The sequence below is a fragment of the Microcoleus sp. PH2017_08_TRC_O_A genome, assembly GCF_020738665.1.
GTDB lineage: Bacteria > Cyanobacteriota > Cyanobacteriia > Cyanobacteriales > Microcoleaceae > Microcoleus.
In genome coordinates this window covers 60,899-82,723 of the sequence record NZ_JAEQCE010000083.1, presented here as the reverse complement: position 1 = coordinate 82,723, position 21,825 = coordinate 60,899, and the positions used below count along the sequence as shown (strand labels likewise).

General features: G+C 46.0%; 23 protein-coding genes. 9 read left to right on the top strand and 14 right to left on the bottom strand.

What is annotated here, in order from left to right:
- Positions 1-246: 246 nt before the first annotated feature.
- Positions 247-1,539, bottom strand: a complete 1,293-nt coding sequence (locus tag JGK22_RS25575; RefSeq protein ID WP_293182150.1) for an MFS transporter — start codon at positions 1,537-1,539, stop codon at positions 247-249.
- Positions 1,526-1,693: a hypothetical protein gene (locus tag JGK22_RS25570; RefSeq protein ID WP_293182148.1), complete on the bottom strand. Its 168-nt coding sequence runs from the start codon at positions 1,691-1,693 to the stop codon at positions 1,526-1,528. Before JGK22_RS25570 ends, JGK22_RS25575 begins: the two co-directional genes overlap by 14 nt.
- Positions 1,694-1,890: 197 nt before the next feature.
- Between JGK22_RS25570 and JGK22_RS25565 the strand changes: the two genes are divergently transcribed.
- Positions 1,891-2,229, top strand: a complete 339-nt coding sequence (locus JGK22_RS25565) for a P-II family nitrogen regulator (protein WP_293182221.1) — start codon at positions 1,891-1,893, stop codon at positions 2,227-2,229.
- A 154-nt stretch (positions 2,230-2,383) separates the two neighbouring features.
- On the opposite strand, the gene rdgB is transcribed toward JGK22_RS25565, so the two are convergent.
- From rdgB to accA, 6 genes are all read right to left on the bottom strand, one after another.
- Positions 2,384-2,968 (bottom strand): RdgB/HAM1 family non-canonical purine NTP pyrophosphatase, encoded by a 585-nt coding sequence (gene rdgB, locus JGK22_RS25560; protein ID WP_293193156.1) that lies wholly within the window; start codon positions 2,966-2,968, stop codon positions 2,384-2,386.
- Positions 2,969-2,983: 15 nt separating this feature from the next.
- On the bottom strand, positions 2,984-3,604 hold the full coding sequence (locus JGK22_RS25555; RefSeq protein ID WP_293207676.1) for a hypothetical protein: 621 nt from the start codon (positions 3,602-3,604) through the stop codon (positions 2,984-2,986).
- A 349-nt stretch (positions 3,605-3,953) separates the two neighbouring features.
- Positions 3,954-5,378 (bottom strand): phosphoglucomutase/phosphomannomutase family protein, encoded by a 1,425-nt coding sequence (locus JGK22_RS25550; protein WP_293182143.1) that lies wholly within the window; start codon positions 5,376-5,378, stop codon positions 3,954-3,956.
- Between the two features lie 367 nt (positions 5,379-5,745).
- On the bottom strand, positions 5,746-6,480 hold the full coding sequence (gene folE / locus JGK22_RS25545; RefSeq protein WP_293182141.1) for a GTP cyclohydrolase I FolE: 735 nt from the start codon (positions 6,478-6,480) through the stop codon (positions 5,746-5,748).
- Between the two features lie 150 nt (positions 6,481-6,630).
- Positions 6,631-7,356, bottom strand: a complete 726-nt coding sequence (locus JGK22_RS25540; RefSeq protein ID WP_293219661.1) for an SDR family oxidoreductase — start codon at positions 7,354-7,356, stop codon at positions 6,631-6,633.
- A 243-nt stretch (positions 7,357-7,599) separates the two neighbouring features.
- On the bottom strand, positions 7,600-8,580 hold the full coding sequence (gene accA, locus JGK22_RS25535; protein WP_293182137.1) for an acetyl-CoA carboxylase carboxyl transferase subunit alpha: 981 nt from the start codon (positions 8,578-8,580) through the stop codon (positions 7,600-7,602).
- A gap of 339 nt (positions 8,581-8,919) precedes the next feature.
- On the opposite strand from accA, the gene JGK22_RS25530 reads away from it, so the two are divergent.
- Positions 8,920-9,417: a tellurite resistance TerB family protein gene (locus JGK22_RS25530; protein WP_293182135.1), complete on the top strand. Its 498-nt coding sequence runs from the start codon at positions 8,920-8,922 to the stop codon at positions 9,415-9,417.
- A gap of 211 nt (positions 9,418-9,628) precedes the next feature.
- On the opposite strand, the gene JGK22_RS25525 is transcribed toward JGK22_RS25530, so the two are convergent.
- Positions 9,629-10,651 (bottom strand): long-chain acyl-[acyl-carrier-protein] reductase, encoded by a 1,023-nt coding sequence (locus JGK22_RS25525; RefSeq protein ID WP_293132515.1) that lies wholly within the window; start codon positions 10,649-10,651, stop codon positions 9,629-9,631.
- Between the two features lie 244 nt (positions 10,652-10,895).
- Positions 10,896-11,588, bottom strand: a complete 693-nt coding sequence (locus JGK22_RS25520) for an aldehyde oxygenase (deformylating) (RefSeq protein ID WP_293182134.1) — start codon at positions 11,586-11,588, stop codon at positions 10,896-10,898.
- A 179-nt stretch (positions 11,589-11,767) separates the two neighbouring features.
- Between JGK22_RS25520 and JGK22_RS25515 the strand changes: the two genes are divergently transcribed.
- Positions 11,768-12,586, top strand: a complete 819-nt coding sequence (locus tag JGK22_RS25515) for a carbohydrate ABC transporter permease (RefSeq protein ID WP_293225217.1) — start codon at positions 11,768-11,770, stop codon at positions 12,584-12,586.
- 183 nt (positions 12,587-12,769) lie between these two features.
- A complete protein-coding gene (locus tag JGK22_RS25510) occupies positions 12,770-13,027 on the top strand; it encodes a transporter suffix domain-containing protein (protein WP_293225215.1) in 258 nt (85 codons plus the stop codon).
- Between the two features lie 93 nt (positions 13,028-13,120).
- Here the strand turns inward: JGK22_RS25510 and JGK22_RS25505 are convergent, their stop codons facing one another.
- The gene (locus JGK22_RS25505; protein ID WP_293225213.1) at positions 13,121-14,149 is read right to left on the bottom strand and encodes a hypothetical protein; all 1,029 of its coding nucleotides are present in this window, start codon (positions 14,147-14,149) and stop codon (positions 13,121-13,123) included.
- Between the two features lie 349 nt (positions 14,150-14,498).
- Here JGK22_RS25505 and JGK22_RS25500 point away from each other — a divergent pair, with 349 nt between their 5' ends.
- From JGK22_RS25500 to JGK22_RS25480, 5 genes are all read left to right on the top strand, one after another.
- Positions 14,499-14,696, top strand: coding sequence for a DUF433 domain-containing protein (locus JGK22_RS25500; protein ID WP_293182130.1), 198 nt, complete (start codon positions 14,499-14,501; stop codon positions 14,694-14,696).
- Positions 14,697-14,705: 9 nt separating this feature from the next.
- Positions 14,706-14,999 carry a DUF433 domain-containing protein gene (locus JGK22_RS25495; protein ID WP_293193154.1) on the top strand — a complete coding sequence of 98 codons (294 nt, stop codon included), beginning with the start codon at positions 14,706-14,708 and terminating at the stop codon, positions 14,997-14,999.
- Positions 14,999-15,370, top strand: coding sequence for a DUF5615 family PIN-like protein (locus JGK22_RS25490; protein WP_293314044.1), 372 nt, complete (start codon positions 14,999-15,001; stop codon positions 15,368-15,370). Before JGK22_RS25495 ends, JGK22_RS25490 begins: the two co-directional genes overlap by 1 nt.
- Positions 15,371-15,502: 132 nt before the next feature.
- Entirely contained in the window at positions 15,503-17,410 is a 1,908-nt protein-coding gene (locus JGK22_RS25485; RefSeq protein WP_293314042.1) for a pentapeptide repeat-containing protein, read from the top strand.
- A 15-nt stretch (positions 17,411-17,425) separates the two neighbouring features.
- A complete protein-coding gene (locus tag JGK22_RS25480; RefSeq protein ID WP_293193150.1) occupies positions 17,426-18,091 on the top strand; it encodes a hypothetical protein in 666 nt (221 codons plus the stop codon).
- A 168-nt stretch (positions 18,092-18,259) separates the two neighbouring features.
- On the opposite strand, the gene JGK22_RS25475 is transcribed toward JGK22_RS25480, so the two are convergent.
- The 3 genes from JGK22_RS25475 to JGK22_RS25465 form a co-directional block, all read right to left on the bottom strand.
- A complete protein-coding gene (locus tag JGK22_RS25475; protein ID WP_293182120.1) occupies positions 18,260-18,775 on the bottom strand; it encodes a DUF4112 domain-containing protein in 516 nt (171 codons plus the stop codon).
- Positions 18,776-18,945: 170 nt separating this feature from the next.
- The gene (dnaK, locus tag JGK22_RS25470; protein WP_293198439.1) at positions 18,946-20,844 is read right to left on the bottom strand and encodes a molecular chaperone DnaK; all 1,899 of its coding nucleotides are present in this window, start codon (positions 20,842-20,844) and stop codon (positions 18,946-18,948) included.
- Between the two features lie 617 nt (positions 20,845-21,461).
- Positions 21,462-21,824 carry a CHAT domain-containing protein gene (locus JGK22_RS25465; protein WP_293276955.1) on the bottom strand — a complete coding sequence of 121 codons (363 nt, stop codon included), beginning with the start codon at positions 21,822-21,824 and terminating at the stop codon, positions 21,462-21,464.
- Between the last annotated feature and the right edge of the window lies 1 nt (position 21,825).

Below are 21,825 nucleotides of genomic sequence, written 5' to 3'. Positions count from 1 at the left end.
CCCAAAATCCCTTTCTTGCCGTAAAAGAGCTGATGGATGGGTGAAAAAATCAACAATTCTACTCCTTGGGACACAGGGAGTCTGCCGGAAAAGATAAGTGATTATCTTGCTAGTTAGGATCACCTTCGGGTGAGTGAAACCTACGGAGGGAGGATAAGACCAGCTTAGAGATGGCTCGCGTCGAGGCTCTCCCGTTGAAAGAGGAAGCCCGCACTCTATTTGTTTACAAAATGAGTGTCGGGTATGTCACGCCTTTAAGGCTTTGCGGGTATGGTACCAAGCTGCCATGCCCATCACTGGAACTAAAAAGCCCAAACTCAGCAGCACGATCCGCAAGCCGAGGTCATCCGATCCCACGGCTTTGCTGACAGCATCCGTCAGCGGGCCGGTCAGTGCTAAAGGCAAGCTGAGAGCAATATTAATCGCATTGTTCTCCAAGCCAAAGACTTTTCCCCGCATAGATTCGGGAGTTTTTTCTTGAATCAAAGCTTGCATCGGGCCGTTAATTAAGGAAGCGCCAAAACCGAACAGAGCACTCAATCCGAATCCCAGCCAAAGCTGTCTGACAAAGGCAAACATTCCCAACACAAAACCCATCATTACGAAACCAATTAATGGCAAAGGTTTGTTGTGCATTCGATCGCCCCAGTGGCCCAAAAACGCCGCGCCGAAGACCATTCCGATGCCCGCAGCAGCCAGCAAAAACCCAAATTGAGTTTCTTTGAGACCTATTTTGCCCGAAAGTGCGATCGCCAGAACTTGCAGCGCCGCAAACACCGAATACAAAATCGTCAACTGCACCATCGCGTTGCTAATCAGGCGATTGTGCTTCAAATACCGCAAACCTTCTTTAAAGTCTTGCCAAGGATGAACATTTTTGCCACTGCTACCGCCGCGATTTTCTTTAATGTGCATCAAGTAGAGCAAACCTGCTGAAATCAGGTACAACCCGCCCAGAAAAAACTCTTGAGAAGCTGGCCCGTAGCTGTGTTTGAGCCAAGTAAATATCGGTTCGCCGATCGTCATTCCGACAATTATCCCGCCCATTGTGGACGAGGCGAACAGAGCATTTGCCGACATCAGTCCCTCTCGCCCCACAGCCAGCGGGATTGCCGCCGCCTCTGCGGGAGCAAAAAATTGCGTTACGGTAGACACTAAAAACGTGAGTACCAACAACACCACAAAAGTTTTGGGCAAAAACGGCAAAGATCCAATCAACACCGCTCGGATCGCGTTGCAGCCGATCAGCATTTGCTTTTTGGAAAAGCGGTCTACCACGATACCGGCCGCCGAACCAAAGACGATCGCCGGTAGCGTGTAGGCGATCATCACCGCTGACAGCATCGAATTTTCCGAATGCTGCCAAGAAACGGGCCAGGGTCGGTAATCGCCTGTTTTCAGCAGAATAATCAGCAATACGTAAAAGATTTTATCCGCCACTTGGGCCAACAACTGGCCAGTCCACAAGGTGAGGAAGGGGCGATTTCTCAGTAGGGCATCAAGCCCGCTGCGGTCAGGGGGAGGGCTAGCTGGGTGCATAGGAATAGTTTAACTGACCGCTTCTGGCAATTATAGTTTTCAGCAATACGTGCAAATCTGACTTGTGCAAAGCGGAAACCGGCGAAAAATCCTGTCTCCTGTGTTCTTTTTCTGTTTTAGCAGATCGGCGACGGACGGCTTGGGTCTTTTTCACTCTAGCGCGATCGGCTCCACACGGCCACCACCGCCGGAAAATCAGGGAATGTTGTTAAATGTTGACCTGCATTATTTCATCGGGAGTACAACATAAGGTAATATATTTGACAAAATAGTTGCTGTTGGCAGTGATCTTAAAAGATGTCACGCCGATTAAGTAATATAACGAACGTAGTAATGTTAGGAGTGAGAAACTTGAAAAAGGTTGAAGCTATTATTCGCCCGTTTAAACTTGACGAAGTGAAAATCGCACTCGTCAATGCTGGGATTGTGGGGATGACTGTTTCTGAAGTTAGAGGTTTTGGCCGTCAGAAGGGCATGACAGAACGCTATCGCGGTTCTGAGTACACTGTTGAGTTCTTGCAAAAGCTCAAGGTCGAGATTGTTGTCGAAAACGATCAGGTTGACATGGTGGTTGATAAAATTATCGCTGCTTCCCGCACGGGCGAGATTGGCGACGGCAAGATTTTCATCTCCACCGTAGAACAAATTATCCGCATTCGGACGGGAGAAAAGAACCTGGAGGCAATCTAGAATACTGGGGAATTGGGAATGGGGAATTGGGAATGGGGCATTGGGCATTGGGCATTGGGCATTGGGCATTGGGCATTGGTAATCAATCACAAATAACCAATAACTAATAACCCATAACAACTGACTTCTTCCTTCTTCCTTTTTCCCTCCGAAATTACTTGACTAATGACTTCATTTGTGGTAATAAAGCCTGGAATGCTTGACCGCGATGGGAGTGCGATCGCTTAATTTCGGGTGTCATTTCGGCAAAACTCTGTTGCTGTGCGGGTACGTAAAAAATTGGGTCATACCCGAAACCTCCCGTACCGCGAGGAGAGTGCAGGATTTCGCCGCGACAAATTCCTTCTACTTGCAGGGCAATTGTACCGTCGGGACGGGCGATCGCGATCGCACACACAAATTGTGCACCCCGGTTCTGTTCGGTTCCCAATTCTTTGAGAAGCCGAGATATCCTGTCAGCATCGGTTTTTCCGTAGCGCGCCGAGTAAATCCCAGGTTGACCGTCGAGTGCATCTACCATTAAACCAGAATCATCGGCGATCGACCATTCACCGATCGCTTTGGCAATTTCCGAAGCTTTCAAACAAGCATTAGCGATAAAAGTCTCGCCAGTTTCTTCTATTTCCAACTCTGCCGGCTTCAGTTGCAACTCCCATCCCAAATCCTGAAGATAAACCTGCATTTCCTTAACTTTGCCAGGATTGCCCGTAGCCACAACTAGCAATTTATTATTTGTCATTATTTCTGTTAAAAATTACGGATCTATCTTAACAAAAGATTGGTGAAACGGCTGCAACAAAATTCCCAAAATCTTATCAACGTCTTGAATATAATATTCGATCTGATCGATATAAACAGTAGTTTCCTCCAAAATCAAGAATTTCCAGTTAGTACCCGTTGTCACCGCGCCGTAAATGCGATCGATCTCAGTGTCTTGATTTTGATTAAAAGATTGAGCCGCCACCATTGCTGCAACACATTGACCCAACCCGCCCATAATATCTTCTTTTTTTGCCTCAAAAATTGTTACAACCGGAGCGCTGATGAATAATTGTTCTGGAGAACCGCTCATGATATAATCGCAAAACCCTTGCAAACCTCTTTCTGGATCGACTATAAAATCTTTACCTGAGAAAAGAGAAACTCGTTTGTTTAACATTCGCCTAACTTCTGCCAAAATCGGAGCAATTAAAAATTCCGATCGAGCTTTTTGAGTTGATATGAAAGTTGCGAGTGGCACATAATCGATGAGAAGTGTTGTTAATATTTCTGATGGTGTAACAGGTTCTGTGTCTGCAAATAAATTGCGCGTTTCATCTAAAGTTAATCCAAAATCTTTTTTGACTCTCGCAAGGCTGAAATCGCTGTATGCCATTTGCTTTTATACCAATTATTAAAAACTCTTACAACATTCTTCCGTAGGGTGTGGATCTCTTAAAAATCTCTGCATAAAAATCAACTGTTCGAGTGGCGACGCACCTTACACAATTGTTGAATAAACAAGCACGAACAATTATTGTGTATCAAGCTTTGTCAGGTGCGCTGCTTTAAGATTGTTTGTCTAATTTAGAGATTTTTAATGGCGGCACATCCTGCAATACTTTTGATTTATGAATAAGAAAGATTTTTTTGAACCACAGAGGCCGCAGAGAACACAGAGAAAGAGAGGTTTCATATTAATTCATCCGCGTTTATCTGCGTTTATCTGCGGTGGCAAACTCTTCTCAATTCTGTGCCCAACTCTTCGCCCAATTCAAGTTTTGCATCACCTCTTTCAAGGTCGCAGCTTCCGAATACAACCGCAACACTGGTTCAGTACCGCTAAACCGAATTAACAGCCAACTTCCGTCAGCCAAACGGAATTTATATCCGTCAACTTTGTTGCAATCTACAACTGCTTTCCCCGCTATTTCTGTGAGAGGTTGATTTTGCAGCAGCGACAGCAAACGCGCTCTTTCTGCCATGCTTGCTAGATGCAAGTCAATGCGATCGTAAGCTGAAGTAAAATTAGTTTCTGTTTGCAGTCGGCGATAGATGTCGCTCAAATCTTCCCCGGATTTGACAACGGCTTCTAGCAAGTACAGCGCCGATAGCAACGCGTCTCTTTCGGGTATGTGGGTACCGTAGCCGATTCCGCCGGATTCTTCGCCGCCGACTAGGACTTGGGTGGTTAACATTCGATCGGCTATATACTTGTAACCGATCGGCGTTTCAAACAATGGTAAGCCATAAAGTTCGGCAATTTTTGGCATGATGTCGGAACCGCTGACGGTTTTGATGACTTCTCCGGTGAAGCCGCGCCGTTTGGCTAAGTGTTCGATTAATATAGGAACTAGGATTTGCGAACTGAGGAAGTTTCCGCTAGAGTCAACGGCTGCAATCCGATCGCTATCTCCGTCAAATACAAATCCGATCGACAAACCAGATGCTTTTCGCTGGTGAGTCCGCATGACGCGGAACAACTGCGACAGGTAGCGCGGCAAAGGTTCCGGTGCACCGCCACCAAACAGCGGATCGCGATCGCTGTTGACTTCCTGCACTGTTTCTTCTAATATTTGAGCTAATCCGCCCGCCGCTGCGCCGTGCATTACATCTACAAATACTGTGATTTTCCCGGATGCGATCGCCCCCTTAATCGCTTCAATATCCACCATTTCCCGCAAGGTTTTGCAGTAAGCCGGCCAAGGATTGAAACTTTCCAATTTTCCGGGAGTTGCTGAAAGTGCCGCCGGATTTTCGAGTTTTGCTTCTATCTGTTGCGTAACTTCGGGCGAAACTGAACCGCCAAATCCGCCCTTGACTTTTAATCCTAAATATGCACCGGGATTGTGGCTGGCTGTCAGGACGATCGCACCTAAAGCATTTAATTGTTTGGCAGCTAAACTAAAAGCCGGAGTTGGGGCGTAGGATTCGCTGAGGAGCACGTCAAATCCGGCGTTTTGGACTGCCTTAGCTGCTGCGAGGGCAAAATCTTCAGCCAGAAATCGGCGATCGTAACCGACAATTACAGTGCCGCTACTGGCATTATTGCCGCCGGTTTGTGCGAGAACTTGTGCTGCTAGGGGAGCTACCAACGCTACGCGATCGAAGGTAAAATCGTCAGCAATGATGCCGCGCCAGCCATCTGTACCGAATTTAATAGGATTCATCGTTTAGTCACAAGCCATAAGTCACTCGTCTATTTTATGAGCTTATTTGGCGATCGTCAGTCTATTTTAGATTTTAGATTTTAGATTTTAGATTTTCTTGCAGCCTTGAATCTGGCAGCTTGAACAAGACTCTAAAATTTGGGGAGCTCCTTTTAACGAGTGTACCTGGCACGGTACCGGTTTTGGGGCTGCTTAAAAGTCATCATTAGTCAGCAGTAAGCAGTCATCAACTGTCAACCGACAACTGACAACTGTCAACCGACAACTGTCAACTGTCAACCGACAACTGACAACTGTCAACCGACAACTGTCAACTGTCAACCGACAACTGTCAACTGTCAACTGTCAACTGTCAACTGTCAACTGTCTAAAAGAATGCCGGTTGGTGGCGGATCAAATTCAGGAATTCTTCGCGAGTTTTTTGTTCCTCCTGAAACACGCCCAACATCGCACTCGTCACTGTCCAAGCACCGGGTTTTTGCACGCCCCGCATCGTCATGCACATATGGCTGGCTTCCATTACTACAGCCACTCCCTGTGGTTCCAATATTGTCTGAACTGCTTCGGCAATTTGGCGCGTCAAACGTTCTTGTACCTGCAATCGTCGGCTGTACATTTCGACAATTCTCGCTAGTTTGCTCAGTCCCACTACTTTTTGGTTGGGAATGTAAGCGACGTGAACTCGACCCATAAATGGCAGCATATGGTGTTCGCACATACTGAAGGCGCTGATATCTCGCACCAGTACCATTTCGTTGTGACCTTCGTCAAAGATAGCGCCGTTGAGGAGTTCTTCGAGGGATTGACTGTAACCGCTGGTGAGAAACCGCATTGCTTCTGCTACCCGCTTCGGGGTTTTGAGCAATCCTTCGCGTTCGGGATCTTCTCCTATTCCCAGCAGCATCGTCCGAACGGCTTCCATCATTTCTTCCTGACCTATTTCTGAGGTTACCGGAACGTTGGATTCTTGACCGTGGGAGGAATTGCGATCGGGTCGAGTGGCGATGCGGGGCAAGTTGTTATCGGCGGTTGCGGGCTGTTTCATGGTGTCAGTTGAGATTGAGTTTGAGCCGTTCGTACCGTTATTCGATGCAATTGTCATAAAAAGTTGGTGTGAGGATGAATCTATTTTCGATTTTCGATTTTCGATTCGGCATATACCTATCGATTTTCGATTTTCGATTGAGGGATAGAACGAGAGATTTAAAGATTGTTGAATTCGATAAAAATCCAGCTTTCTACAATCTCAAGTTCACAAAACTCCGGCGTTGGACATGAGCGTGATTTCTTCAATTACTGCACTTGCCGGTAACTGAACTGCGTGCAGGATTGATTGGGCGACGATTTCTGGAGTTAACATCGCGCTGCGATCGAAATCGGCTTGGACGCTCTCTGTGTCCCACATGGGAGTGTTGACAGAACCCGGACAGATGGCTGTGACGCGAATTCCGCCAGCCCGTTCTTCTGCGGCTAATGTCTTGGATAAAGCCATGAGACCGAATTTGCTGACGCAGTAGGCTCCCCAGTTGGGGAAGGTTTGGGTGCCTGCGATCGAGGAAACGTTGATGATGATTCCCGATCGCCGATCGCGCATTCCCGGCAAAATTCCTAAAATACACTGCCAAACGCTAGTAAGATTCAGGTCTAGAACGTTCTGCCAGTCGGCTAGGGGCGTTTCGGTCAATGAGCCGGTGTAGCCCATGCCAGCGCTGTTGACCAGGATATCTACGGGGCCGAATTGAGCTGCGATCTCGCTGATGCCGCTTTGCACTTGCTCAATTTTTGCCAAGTCTAAGGGATAAGCTTCTGCTTTCACTCCGAATTCTCGGGCTGCTGTGGCAACGGCTTCTAGGTTTTCTGACTCTCGGCTAACTAAGGCCAGATTTATGCCAACGGCAGCGAACCCTAGAGCAGTTGCTTTGCCAATACCGCTGCTGGCTCCGGTAATCAGAGCCTGCTTTGTTGTTCGATCGTTCATTAAATTTCCTGATACTTTCGCTCGGCAACTCTCTCAAGCGTTACAGCCTTCTTCGGCAAATTAGAAAGCTGTTTGCCACGGGTGAACACAGTTAATTATGAAATTAACATTAAGAACTGTTAAGCCGATGTCATCTGAAAAATTATAACACTGCTGACAGATTCGCAGAATGGTGAGTTGTGAGTTATGAGTTTGAAGTTAAGAGATTTTTAACTCATAACTAATAACTATGAATTCGTCGGCTCAAGCAACCTTTTCAGTGAACACACCGATGTCGCGGAATTTTTGATACCGGAGATCGCGTCGCTGCTGGCCGGTGAGCTGTGTCAGTTCTGCTAAGTTTTCCAACAAAGCTCCTTTGAGCATAGCCGCAGCTTTCAGGGGATTGGAGTGCGCGCCACCAACGGGTTCGGGTACTATCTGATCGAGAACGCCGAGGTTTTTCAAATCCCAGGAAGTAATTTTGAGGGCTTCGGCGGCTAAGTTGGCTTTACCGGAGTCTTTCCAGAGGATGGCCGCACAAGCTTCGGGGGTGGCTACGGTATACACGGAATGTTCTAACATTAACAGCCGCTCGCCGACGCCGATACCTAATGCGCCGCCGGAACCGCCTTCGCCGATGACAGTGCAAATAATTGGAACGTCGAGGCGAAACATTTCTCGGAGGTTGCAGGCGATCGCCTCTCCCTGTCCGAGCTGTTCGGCTTCTAAGCCAGCCCAAGCCCCCGGAGTATCGATAAAGGTGAAAATTGGCATACCGAAGCGATCGGCGTGTTCCATCAACCGCAGGGCTTTGCGGTAGCCGCCGGGAGCTGCCATCCCGAAGTTGCGGGCGATATTGTCTTTGGTGTCGCGTCCTTTTTGATGGCCGATGATGACTGTAGGGCGCCCGTCTATGCGGGCAATTCCGCCGACGAGGGCGGGGTCGTCTCCCCCGCGCCGATCGCCGTGGAGCTCGATCCACTCGTCGCTAATTGCCTGAATGTAGTCGAGGGTGCTGGGGCGGCGCGGGTGACGGGCGAGTTGCAGCCGCTGCATAGGGGACAAGCTGCTGAAAATTTCTTGTCGCAGTTGGGCGGAACGAGCTTCGAGTTTGCGAATTTCGTCGGTGACATCGACGCTGTTTTCTGCGGCGAGTTCGCGAATCTGGTGAATTCGGGTTTCGAGTTCGGCCAGAGGCTTTTCAAAATCTAGGAGTAATGGTTTGCGGTCGGGGTTTGCCACGCTGATAATTTCTATAGGGTTTTTAAGGTGAAAGTCGATCGACTGTTTCCCGATCCTACCTTGTCAGTTGACACTGAAAAAGAGGGTTCTTGGGAAGTTTTGAATTTTGAATTATGTTTTTCTTCGTAGCCAGAGTTGAAAACCTGAGGCTTGAGCCTCGTTTTTTGTTACACTATTTTTGCTTAATCCCAGAGTTTTACCAGAAAGAATTGGTTTAAAGCCGAAACCCTTGTAGGGAGAAATTAAAATCAGACTATTCATTAATCCAATCCTCTTGCTTCCAGGTAGCTGTTAACTGTCAACTGTCAACTGTCAACTGTCAACTGAACCACCCCCCCTATGCCTGCCCACAGCCACAAAAGACCTAACCCTGCTGAATTGTTCCAAAGCGCAAAAAGCGATACAAGTGCGATCGAACTCAGTCCGTCGGAAGCTTTGACAGCTATTTCAGTCTTAGCTGTTGCCGCCGACGGTGAAATATCCGAAGCCGAAAGACAAACCCTTGCCGCCAATCACATTCGCTTGTTCGGCTCTTATTCTGGCGAACACTTCCAAGAACTATTTAAGAAAGTTCTGAAATTGAGCAGTCTGTACACTCCGGCCGAAGTATTTGCCGCAGCTAAAAACGCATTGAATGCTCAGCTTCGAGAAACAGCTTTTGCAATTGCCACAGATTTGGTCTTGGTAGATGGAGTTTTCACAACCGAGGAAAAAGATTTCTTAGTTGAACTTTCCCAAGCTCTCGACATCTCCGAGACAATGGGCAAAAAAATCATCGAAGTCATGACCATCAAAAACTGCGGGGACAATTTGATCTCAGCTCAATCTCTTGAATAAGTTGAGCGATAGACCACTATATCATGTCTGGTTAAATAACCGTTAGCTGTATATTTTTGACCGATCCGCACTCTTTGTCCTGACTGCCAAAAACTTTTCTTCGAGTCGTGCGATCGAACACAATCTCAACTCTTAACTCCCTCAAAAAAAAAGTTACTGGTTATTATCAGAAAAAATTTCCTCAATAACCAATAACCCTTAATCAATCACATCAAAATGACATCAAAGGTCGGAAACCGTGCTTGACGGAAATTTCTCCGATTTGCTCCATCTTTTCTACCGTAATTTGATTCCGTCCCCAAGAAAAATTGGTGTACAACTTTTCAAATTCCAGCAGCATGGATTCGGCAAAACAGGCAAATAACTGCCGGCCCGGCACATCCATATTCACAATCTTCATAATCTTCCACTCAATATCGAGGGAATGCTCCACAATCCCGCCATTGAGTACGTAAATTTCGGGATGCTGAACCTGAGTTGCCAGATTTTTCGGATAACCACCGTCAATCAACAAACAGGGTTGCTTCAATGTCTTCGGGTCAATTTCTACTCCCTTTGGCATACTGGCTACCCAGACTACAATATCCGCTTGGGGGAGAGCTTCTTCCAAATCCATGATTTTGCCTCGTCCCAATTCCGATTGCAAATCTTGCAATCGTTCTTTGTCGCGGGCAATGAGCAACAATTCTGCTACATTAGTTTTAACATTCAGCCAGCGGCAGACAGCACTGCCAATATCTCCAGTAGCACCACAAACCGCCACAGTAGCTTTTGAAAGTTCAATCCCCAATTTGGGGGCTGCTTCTTCTACTTGGCGGCAGAGGATGTAAGCCGTGTGGGTGTTACCAGTGGTGAAGCGTTCAAACTCCAACTTTAGATTGCGGATTTGCTTAATTTGCTGCAAGTTGAAGGTTTCAAAAATGATCGAAGAAAAGCCGCCTAAAGCAGTGATATTAATCCCGTTTTTTTGAGCGTGTGCCATCGCGTTAATGATTTTGCGAGTGGCTGCTTTGATCCGGCGAGTGGCTAGCATTTCTGGTAGAAAACACGACTCCACATAGCGGCCTTCTATTTTTTGCCCGGTAATGCTAGTGACAGTGATATGATCGACTATCTGGGGCGGTGCGCTGCACCAAAAATCGAGCCCTTGATCGGCATATTCTGGATAGCCCAGCTCGTTAGCTACTGATTGGGCGTGTTCTAAGCTGGTTAAGTGACCGATTAGACCAAACATTAAGTTGTCAAATGAAGGAAGAAGAAAGATGTCAGTTGACAGTTGACAGTTGACAGTTGTTAGTTGTCAGTTATCAGTTATCAGTTGTCAGAAGTCAGAAGGGAAAATTAATTTTTTTTAATTTAGTTCCCGTTCTTTATTTCCAACTTGATTGGGGTACAAGACCTTGTAATGCAGAAGGAAGAAGGGAAAATTAAAAGGTTTTAATTTTTAATTTTTATCCCATTCCTTATTTCCAAATTGATTAGGCTGCGAGGCCTTGTGCTGACATCCGCATGATGTCGCGGTTGTTAAACCCTATGTTACCCAGGGCTTCGCCGTAGGCAATCATGAAGTCTTCAATTAAAGCATCTTTTTCCATTCCCAAAACGCTAGCATCGTCTGCGACAGCGTTTAGCAGCCTCCAGATGATGGGCAGGTTTTGGCGGTTGGCGGCTTCGAGTTCAGCTTTGGATTCTTCAAAGTGAGCTTGCAGCCAGACTTCCCCAAAGTTGAGGTGGCTGTATTCTTCTTTGACGACGCCTTCGGTGATTTTGCGGGCAAAGTCATCGGCGACGGGAATGTAGATGTTGTAGGCTGCGATCGCAAAACACTCGATAATGAGTGATTGAATCAGCAAGCAAGTTACAACCTTACCTTCGGCGGATGCCGTTTGGAAGTTGCTGTGCAAATCCGAAAAGAACTCCTTGGCAAATACCATGTCAGGCGTGACTTTGAGATTCTTGCCACAAGCTTGGAAGCCTTTCATGTGGCGGTTCTCCATCTTGGACAAGCCAATTAACTCACTTTTTTTGTCAGCCAACATTTCTGCCAGTTGCAGGTAATTGTCATGAGCTTCTTGTTCGCCTTCAATCACAATGGCGTTGATGCGGCTGTAAGCATCTTTGTAAGTTTCGGTTTGAAAGTCAATTGTTGGGCTGGCCTCAAGCTGGGGCATAGATATGTCGTCTCCTTATATAACCTTGTAGGATGTTTGGAAACCCCTTTGAATTTTGGGGTCACGTGCACTACACTTTACCTATTTTTGACTAAAAATTTACGGTTGTGTGGGAATCTGGAAGGCGATCGGGTTTGAGAGCCTCACAAGCTTATTATTTTAGGTTAATTCACAAGTTTATGGGTAAATCCTTTGACAGGTCTCAAGCGCTGGAACTGCTGAGTTTTATTTTGTTGCTGGCGGGGGCTGCGCTGGTGCTGCTGCCGCTGGCTGCTGTTTTTTGGGTTTCTTTATCACCATCTGGTGTCGGTGTCAAGGCGACAGACCTGACTTTTGCAAACTATCAGGAGGCTTGGCGACGGGGGAATTTTTTGTTGGCATTTGCTAATTCTACTCTAGTGGCGATCGCAGTTACTGCTTTTCAGGTAGTGACTTCTGCTTTAGCGGGTTATGCTTTGGCCAGGCTGAAGTTTCGCGGGCGACAGGCCCTAGTTTTGGTGGTTTTGGCGACGCTAGTGATTCCGTTTCAGCTTTTGGTGATTCCAATATTCATGGTTTTGAAGTGGGGTCATTTGCTGAATACTTACGGGGCGCTGATTTTGCCGACGGCGGTTAACGGTTTCGGAATTTTTCTGCTGCGCCAGTATTTTCTGACAATTCCGGTGGAGTTGGAGGAGGCGGCAATGCTGGATGGGGCTAACCGCTGGCAGGTGTTGTGGCAGGTGATGCTGCCTTTGGCGCGCCCTGCTTTGGTGACACTGTTTTTGTTTACCTTTATCGGCGAGTGGAACGATTTGTTTAAGCCGCTGGTGTTTACAACGCGACCAGAGTTGCGGACTGTGCAGTTGGTTTTAACCCAGTTTCAGGAACAGTTTACTAGCAGTTGGCAGTTGTTGATGGCGGCGGTGGTAATTGGGACTGTGCCGGTGGTGTTGCTGTTTTTGGCGGGCCAGCGGCAGTTTATTCGCGGGATTGCGGCAACGGGAATTAAGAATTGAGTTGGTGGGCCGAAGAAGACCGGGCGGTTGAAACCGCGTCTATACAAACAAAACCCACCTCCGTGGGTTGAAGAGTGAGCAATTAAAATTACGTTATTTTCTTTACACCCTCGCTCGGACTTCCTTTGTGTATGCGCGGTTTTAACCGCGGCCCGATCTATAATTATCCAATAAATGAAATCTATGCAGAATTTGCAAAAGCTGGGTTGGTTTTTATTTATTGCATCTTTTTTGCCCTGGCTGGGAATCTTGTTTGTTGTACCATTCCTACCACTGAGCATCGCCGAAAAAACGCAAATAGATGTTGTTTTAGCTGTGCTAGCCGAAGTGTGTTTTTGGCTGAGCGTGGTAATTTTGGGGAAAGAAGTAGTTACTAAATATCGGCGTTATTTGAATCCCCGCTATCTTTGGAACAAAATCAGAAATTTTCACCGCAGATAAACAGGGATTGACGCAGATTTGGTTCGTAGTGAGGACTTTAGTCCGCATTTCTGAGGACTAAAGTCCTCACTACGAACCCAGGTCAAGGTTGAGCTATTCGCTGATAATTTGCAAGCGAATAGAGCGCTCTCCGTCTCCAAAATCCACTTCAATCTTTTCTCCGGAAAGACTGTCCAAGCATCCCAAAAGTAAGCGCAAATTTGGTGTGCTTGCTCCTGTATCCACGTACAATCTATCTGCCAAACTTCCTAAACGCTTCCAAACAGTGTAGAGTTTGACTACAGTTTGTTCTAGCAAGGCGGCTTGTTTGACAACATCGGCGGTAGTTCCCAAACAGCCGACTCGCAAAGATTCTTCCAAAGCCATTTCCATGTCTAAGTGAGACTGGTTGAGAGCTTGCACTTGGGCGGCCGCATCGAGATATTTCGATAAATTCTTGGCGTCGGAAGTTAGCTGTTTGACAGTATCTACGTCGGGATTTTCTGCTACTTCTTTTTGAATTTCGCTTTGGTGAGATGGGGAGAGTTTCTCCATTTCTTTGACTAAAGGAGCCAGATAGCGGGAAGGAAGAGAACCGCTAGATGCTTTTTCTTTGACTTCTTCTGGCAATAAATCGGAGTTCATTGCCATCCATTCGTCGGATAGTTGTTTGACTTCGCGGCGGGTAATGCGATCGCCCTTTCCGGCAGCATCTGTTACCATTTGCTGTACTTCTGGAGATGCTTTGGCAGTTTCGACAAAGGCTCTTTTGCTGAAGTTTCTAATGGATTCTGGGTCTAAATCTCCTTGTTCGATGAGAGTATCGGCACTTTTAGCTAATTCGATTAAAGAATAGGCTTGACTTTTGCTGATTTCTCTTTCTTTTAGCCAATTCAAGAAGCCGGTACCGCGTCCGTCGCCGCCTTTTTTTTCTCTATCTCTGACTGTGCGGAGAATTTGTCCGCGCCAGATGTCGGTTTGTAAGTCGAAACGATCGCACACTTTCCAGGCGTTGTCAACCTGCGATTCAAAATCGAAGTCTGGTATTTGTTCGTCTTCGGGATCTGGTAATTGGAAATTGATATCTGTCAAGCCTCTGAGGGCTTCGGCGAGTTCTGTGGGAGATTGGGGGACTTCAGCCATTAGGAGAAATTTGTGTAGAGCGACAGCCGGTTTAATTGGGAATTTGCACGAATTGAGATTGAAGACGCTATCTGTAGTAGTAAGGCGGCAAGGCTGGCACTACTGATAGAGTTTTTGTGCAAGTTATCTCATTATTGCATGGCGGGGGGCGATCGGCGAAAAGATACTCAAAAAGACTCCGGGTACGGCCCTGATGGGACTTGATGCGAGTGCTGGCTGTGGGGGGATTGAGTTAAAGTGAATTAGGAAACTAAAGGAACTAATAAAATGCTGGAAACTACCAAACGTTAGGAGCGCTTTATCCCTTTGTTAAGCTAGAATTGAGAAAATAAGGTAAAGGAAAAGTGCCATGTCAGAACAAGACATCGCTAAGATCATTACGATCGAACCGGGGAAGCGTGGTGGCAAACCCTGTATTCGGGGCATGAGAATTACGGTTTATGACGTGTTGGAATATCTTGCATCTGGGATGAGTTATGAAGAAATCCTAGATGATTTTCCCTATCTCACGCAACAGGATATTTTGGCTTGTTTGAGTTTTGCTTAAGAGGTAACTATGTCAACAACTGCGATCGACATTGGCACGCTGGTTGTCAGTACGCCTGAAACTTGTGGAGGGCGGCCCCGAATTGCGGGAACCAGAATTTCTATTGCTCAAATTGCCGTTTGGAATAAACAAGGAATGAGTGTAGAAGAAATACTCGAAGAGATTCCCTATTTAGATTTAGCACAGGTTTATGCGGCCCTATCTTACTATCATGCTAACCGTAATGAAATTGAGGCAGATTTAGCTGCGGAATTAGCTGAATATCAGCTTTTGGAAGCTGAACACAGGGCGGGGAATCTTTAATGAGCCAGATTCGTTTGTATTTGGATGAGGATACGCTTAGAAAAGCATTCGTGCAAGCCCTGCGAGAGAATGGGGTTGATGTGGTGACTGTCTCAGATGCCAATAATTTAGGGCGTATAGATGAAGAACAACTGATATGGGCAACAGAGCAAGGTCGAGTCATTTATACTTTTAATAGTCGAGATTTCTGTCGGTTGCACGGGAACTTTATCGAAGTAGGTGGGAGTCATGCAGGAATTATTGTTGCACCGCGACAAAGTTACTCTGTAGGCGAACAGTTGCGCGGGTTGTTGAATTTGATTCGTAGCAAGTCTGCTGAGGAAATGATGAATCAACTGGAATTTTTAGGAACTTACATCAGGTATGAATAAACGTATCTAAGTCAGTGGTTGTAACTATCCCTGCCTTGTGCTAGATTTTTATCCAATTCAATAAAACTTTTATCAGGGCGATCGCCACAGCATCGCAATGAAAAAATAACTACTATCTCCCTGCGTGAAATCATGCCCCAAGACTTCTCCGGTAAAAATCTCCGAGGCCGCAATTTCAAAGGTCAAAATCTCACAGGTGCAAAATTCATCGGTGCAGACATCCGAGGCGCAAACTTCACCAATGCCATCCTCAGAGAAGCTGACTTCACTGGTGCCAAAGCTGGACTGCAACAGCGATGGCAAATTCCACTGCTAATAATCGCATTACTTATCGCAGCAGCAGCGGGATGTGTCGGGGCAATAGGCGGTGCTTTTGTAGGAGCTTTTTTGTCCGAAAACTATCAAAAATTTCTGAGTTACCCAGGGATAATCTTTTCAATAGCTACTGTTATTTTCTTGATGATGATTATCCCCCACGGATTCAAGTCTGCTTTTGAATTTTTCCTAGTTATAGCTTTTGTTTTTGTTGTAATTTTAACGTTTTCCTTTGGCTTATCATTAGAAGTAGCTGGACCTGTAAGTCTGGGTTTATTATTAACTTTGGTTTTTGCTGTAGAGTTTTCTTTGGCTTTGGCTTTAACTTTTGCTGGAGTTGTATCTGATACTTTTGCTTTAGGTGTGATCGCGACTTTATTTGGAAGTTTGATCGCAGTAATACTTGTAGCTTTTGTTAAGGCGTTTGCAACAGCAAGAGCTATTAGTCTCGTTGGGGCTGTGGTTGGCATTTACGCTGTTACTTTTATATCAGCTTATATTAGCAAGCGAGCTTTAGCTGATGATAACAGATTTTCGTGGCTAAAAAGTATAGCAATTGAGTATGCAACTGTGAAAGGTACTACTTTTCGTAATGCCGATTTAACTGATGCCAATTTCACTGAAGCAACTCTCAAAAGTACAGATTTTAGAACAGCTAATCTCACTCGCACTTGCTTCCGAAATACAGAAAAACTCGATCGCGCGCGAGTCGGTAAATCGATATTAGCTGATACCCGCGTCCGAGAATTACTCGTCACTGGCAATGGCTACAAAAAATCCTATGTTGGTGCGAATCTTCAAGGCGCAAACTTGATAGGCGTTAATCTCAACGAGGCTAATCTCAAGCAGGCTAACCTCAGCGAAGCAACTTTGCATCAAGCTAATTTGGAATGGGCAAACCTCACTGAAACTCAAGCCTTGGCAACAAATTTTACAGCAGCTAGTTTTACAGGTGCTTGTTTGGAAGCTTGGAACATTGACGGTAATACAAAGCTCGATCGCGTTGACTGTCGGTTTGTTTATCTTCTAGAATATCCCAAACCGGGAACTGACGATCGCGAACGTTGCCCCAGCAGTGGCGAATTTGCACCAGTAGAATTTACCAAACTGTTTGAGGAGGTTTTAAATACAGTTAATCTAATTTTTCGTAACGGAATTGACTGGAAAGCTTTTGTTGCTGCATTCAAACAATTGCAAGTGGAAAACGAAGGCACGGAACTGACTATCCAGAGTATTGAAAATAAAGGCGATGGAGTCATTGTTGTCAAAGTTAGCGTACCACCTGATGCTAATAAGGAGCATATTCATAAAAATTTCACACAAAATTATGAACTAATGGCGGCAAGATTGGAAGATCGAGACAAGCAGATAACTTTTCTTGAAGGAGTCGTTATCCAACTGGCTGCTAAACCTGTTACCATAGAAGTGAAAGCTATAGCAGAGAGTAACTCCACTGGAAATCAAAGCAGTAACCTCAATCTGGCTGGAGATGCGATCGGGTCAACGTTAAATATAGGTAATATTGAAGGTACAGTTACCAACGCAAACAACGAACAGCTAGAGTCTACAGAAGAAGTAGAAGAAATATCTCAAGCCGAACTTCAAGCAAAAGATGCTCAAATAGAGAGGTATCGTGAGGAAATAGCTTTTTTGAGAGAAATGACTATCAAGTTAGCTAAAAATCCGATCGTGATTAATTCCAGCCCAGACAATAAGCCAGAATAAATTCCTTTTTAGTTTATGTCAAATGAGGAAGAACTGGCTCGGCTGAAACAAAAGTGTGAAGCAAAAATTAGAGAATTAATGCAAAGACATAAATTAGAAATCGCTGTTAAAGACAAGGAAATTCAAGGCTGTTGCCAAGAAATCGCTATTAAAAACAGTAAAATCCAAGACTATAGCGAACAAATCTTATATTTAAGAAAACTTAATATGGCTTTAGCACAAAAAGAATTAATAATCTATAATAATAATGAAGTAAAATCTACATCAAAGAGTAAATCTATGACTGACAGTAGCAGCAAAAATATCAATGTTGGGGGAGACGTTACTGGGTCAACATTGAACATAGGCGAGATCAGCGGTATAGTTACCAACACGATCGGCCAGCTACCAGCCTCTCCTCAAAGTGACAAGCCGGGAATCAAAGAATTGTTGACTGAGTTACAAACAGCGATCGAGGCTGATACTAATTTATCTGATAAGAATAAAGCTGTGGCCTTGAAACAGGTAAAATCCTTGGCAGAAGTAGGGAAAAATCCCCAAGAAAGCACAATGCAAGAGGCGGGGGAAACAGCCATGACAATGCTGAAAGGTATTCTTGCTGGTTTACCGAGTGCGGCGACGTTGGTGGAAGCTTGCAGTAAATTGTTGCCCGCGATCGCAAGTCTCTTACTTTTACCCTAAAATTATTCAGAAATTCAGACATAACTAACGCGCTGCTACGAAGAAACCGGGTTTTTGACCATATCTGGGACTGCAATGAGTATGCTCGGAAAAAACTCGGTTTCTGAACCCCGTGCGAAGTCCTAAAAAGGACACAGCAATGCTGTTTCCCTACCCCAAAACTCAACATCAACCGCCAGTCAAAGCTTTAAACACCCACCCAAAAAACATCACGCTCAAGAAAATTACACTACCAACAATCAACGTCAAACCCAACAGCAAAGCCACCACAAACAACCAATCAGCTTTTTTTCCAGCCGGTTCAGGCGAACCTAAATGAGCATCCAGCAATTCGATATTTTTGATATTAGCTTTCCAAGCAACATCTAACAAGTCTCCGGCAACTGGTACAGTGCCAGCAACTGTATCAAATACGATGTTAGCGGCCATCTTTACTAAAGTCTCTTGCGGCACTCCCATTTGAGCGGATTTGAAAACTACATAACCTGCAAAAATTGAACCAACTAAATCGCCGCCACCCGGTATCAATCCTAATATTGGATCGAGTCCGATGCGGTATTTTGTGCCGGGAATCGGAATTGCATTGTCTAGTAAATGACTGATGCGGCGGAGTCGGCGCAAGGATGCAGCCTGAGATTTGTTGGGAGTGTTTGCGGATGAATTTTGTATAGGAGGACGAGACATTTAGATTACTCCTGACTTTATTTCTTAGTCCGCGGAGGCGGACTTCGTTTTTGTAGAAGCGATTTCAATCGCCGAATCATGAAGGTGTTAACTTTTATCATACAGAGAAACCCGGTCTCTATTCAAAACCGGGTTTCTTGCTTCTAGCTGCTGGCTGTTAGTTTAGCCTACTATTTGTTGCCTTCGGTGAAGTCGGCGTCAATCACGTCGTCGCCGCCGCCAGTCGGGCCGCCGTCTCCAGGGCCACCAGGGCCGTCAGTGGGGCCGCCTGCTTGCTGGTAAAGGTTGCTGCTGACTGCGTAGAATGCTTGCTGCAACTCTGTTGTTAAGGTTTTGATACGATCGTCATCTTCACTTTCGATCGCAGCCCGCAAGTCTTTTAGCAAGCCTTCAATCTTGGTTTTGTCATCAGCAGGAACTTTATCGCCCAATTCTGCCAACTGCTTCTCGATTTGGTAGGCTTGAGAATCGGCTTGGTTTTTGCGATCGATCCGTTCGCGACGTTCTTTGTCAGCAGCCGCATTCGATTCGGCTTCCCGAACCATGCGATCGACTTCATTGCTAGGCAAAGTAGAAGCACCGGTAATGCTGATAGATTGTTCCTTACCAGTACCTTTATCCTTAGCAGCTACATTCAAAATACCGTTAGCATCGATATCAAATGTAACTTCAATTTGAGGTACGCCACGGGGAGCTGGGGGAACTCCATCTAAACGGAAAGTTCCCAAATCTTTGTTATCGTTTGCCATTTCCCGTTCGCCTTGCAAAACGTGAATTTCCACGTTTGTTTGGCCGTCTACAGCAGTCGAGAAAGTTTCCGACTTCTTGGTAGGAATTGTGGTGTTGCGGGGAATGATTTTGGTCATCACGCCGCCCAAGGTTTCGACGCCCAGAGACAGCGGGGTAACGTCGAGCAACAGGATGTCTTTGACTTCGCCTGCGAGCACGCCAGCTTGAATTGCGGCACCGACTGCGACCACTTCATCCGGGTTTACCGTTTGGTTGGGGTCTTTTCCGAGGATTTTTTTGACGAGTTCTTGCACGGCTGGAATGCGTGTAGAACCGCCAACTAAGACAACTTCATTAATTGCTGATTTGTCGAGTTTGGCGTCGCGGATTGCGTTTTCTACGGGAATGCGAGAGCGATCGATCAAATCTGAACAAAGTTCTTCAAACTTGGCCCGCGTCAAGGTGGTGTCCAAGTGTTTTGGGCCGTCTTGAGTTGCGGTAATAAACGGCAAGTTGATTTCTGCTTGGGTAACGCTCGAAAGTTCAATCTTGGCTTTTTCGGCTGCTTCCGTCAGGCGTTGCAGTGCTTGTTTATCTTTGCGGAGGTCAATTCCTTCGGCTCTTTGGAATTCTCCGGCGATGAAATCAACAATTTTTTTGTCGAAGTCGTCACCACCGAGGTGAGTGTCTCCAGAAGTTGCTAGCACTTCAAATACGCCGTCGCCGACTTCGAGAATTGATACGTCGAAAGTACCGCCGCCCAAGTCAAATACGAGGATGGTTTCGTTGCTCTTTTTATCTAATCCGTAGGCTAAAGCGGCTGCTGTAGGTTCGTTAATAATCCGCAGAACTTCAATACCGGCAATTTTTCCCGCGTCTTTAGTAGCTTGGCGCTGGGAATCGTTGAAGTAAGCGGGTACTGTAATTACCGCTTGGGTAACAGTTTCGCCGAGGTATTTGCTGGCATCTTCTACGAGTTTACGCAACACTTGCGCGGAAATTTCTTCGGGAGCAAATTGCTTGCCGCGGGCAGGACAGTCGAGTTTGAGGCTGTTGCCGACTTTCAGGACTTTGTAGGAAACTTCTGTGGTTTCGTGGGTTACTTCGTCAACCCGACGCCCGATAAACCGTTTTACTGAGTAAAAGGTGTTTTCGGCGTTCATCACGGCTTGACGCTTGGCGATTTGTCCGACGAGTTGATCGCCATTTTTAGCATATGCTACTACGGAAGGTGTGGTGCGACCCCCTTCGGCGTTGGCTATGACGGTGGGTTTGCCGCCTTCCATAACTGCGACGCAGGAGTTTGTCGTACCTAAGTCAATTCCAACTACTTTTCCCATAGGGGTGTTCCGGCTCCAATCTCTACAAAATTTTGGTTTTCTATCTGTGTGATAGTCTGGTTATTCAGAACTGCGATTCTACTTCGCGGTTTACGGGTAGTCAGCTCTGCTTTAATACAACAGTCTTCGATAGGGTGCTTATCTCTATACTGCGGGCGGTTAGACCTTGCGATGAAGGTGTATTTACCGAACCTGTTGGGGGACGGTTGCATCGGTGAGGCTTGTACTGCTACAGCTTTGGACTGCTTTTCTTTACTCTTCCTAATGTAGGGCGTGCGATCGATTCGGGCATTGTGGCAAACCGTATACGTTGTGTTGTATTTGCCGTCTTGCGCGTATAAATTTAGTTGGGCCGGTTTGGGCGATTCGTTGTGCGATCGCATTTTTTGGATGCCAAATAGAAAATTTTATAGATGCAGACGGCGGTTGAAACCGCATCTACACAAACGATGTCCGCCTCCGCGGACTGAAGATTGTGTAATTTTAACTGTGTACTAATTTTAACTGTCTACTCTTCAACCCGCGAAGGCGGGTTTTGTTTGTGTAGACGCGGTTTCCAACCGCCGGGTATTCAACCGCCCGGTTTCAACCGAATTTCAACCACCGCCGAATTTCAACTACCGCGGATCGCCAATTAAAATAAACGGCGACCAATAAAACGGATGGCGACTAATCTGACTCAACTTAGCTTGCTGCAAAGCTTCATTTTTACTCATCCCCTTATTAATATTTTGATAAAACTGAACCATCAAATCTTTAGTAGCTGCATCATCAACACTCCACAAACTCGCCATCACAGCCTGTGCGCCCGCACGCTCAAATATATAGGCCATTCCCGATATTTCTTCACCGTTGGAATTCGCTTGTATGGCGGTTTCACAAGCACTTAAAGTGATCAGTCTGGTGTTTTGCAATCCCAATAAGGCGGCATCGCGAATATTGAATTGGCTATCAGCAAACAGCAATGTATTTTCATCCATG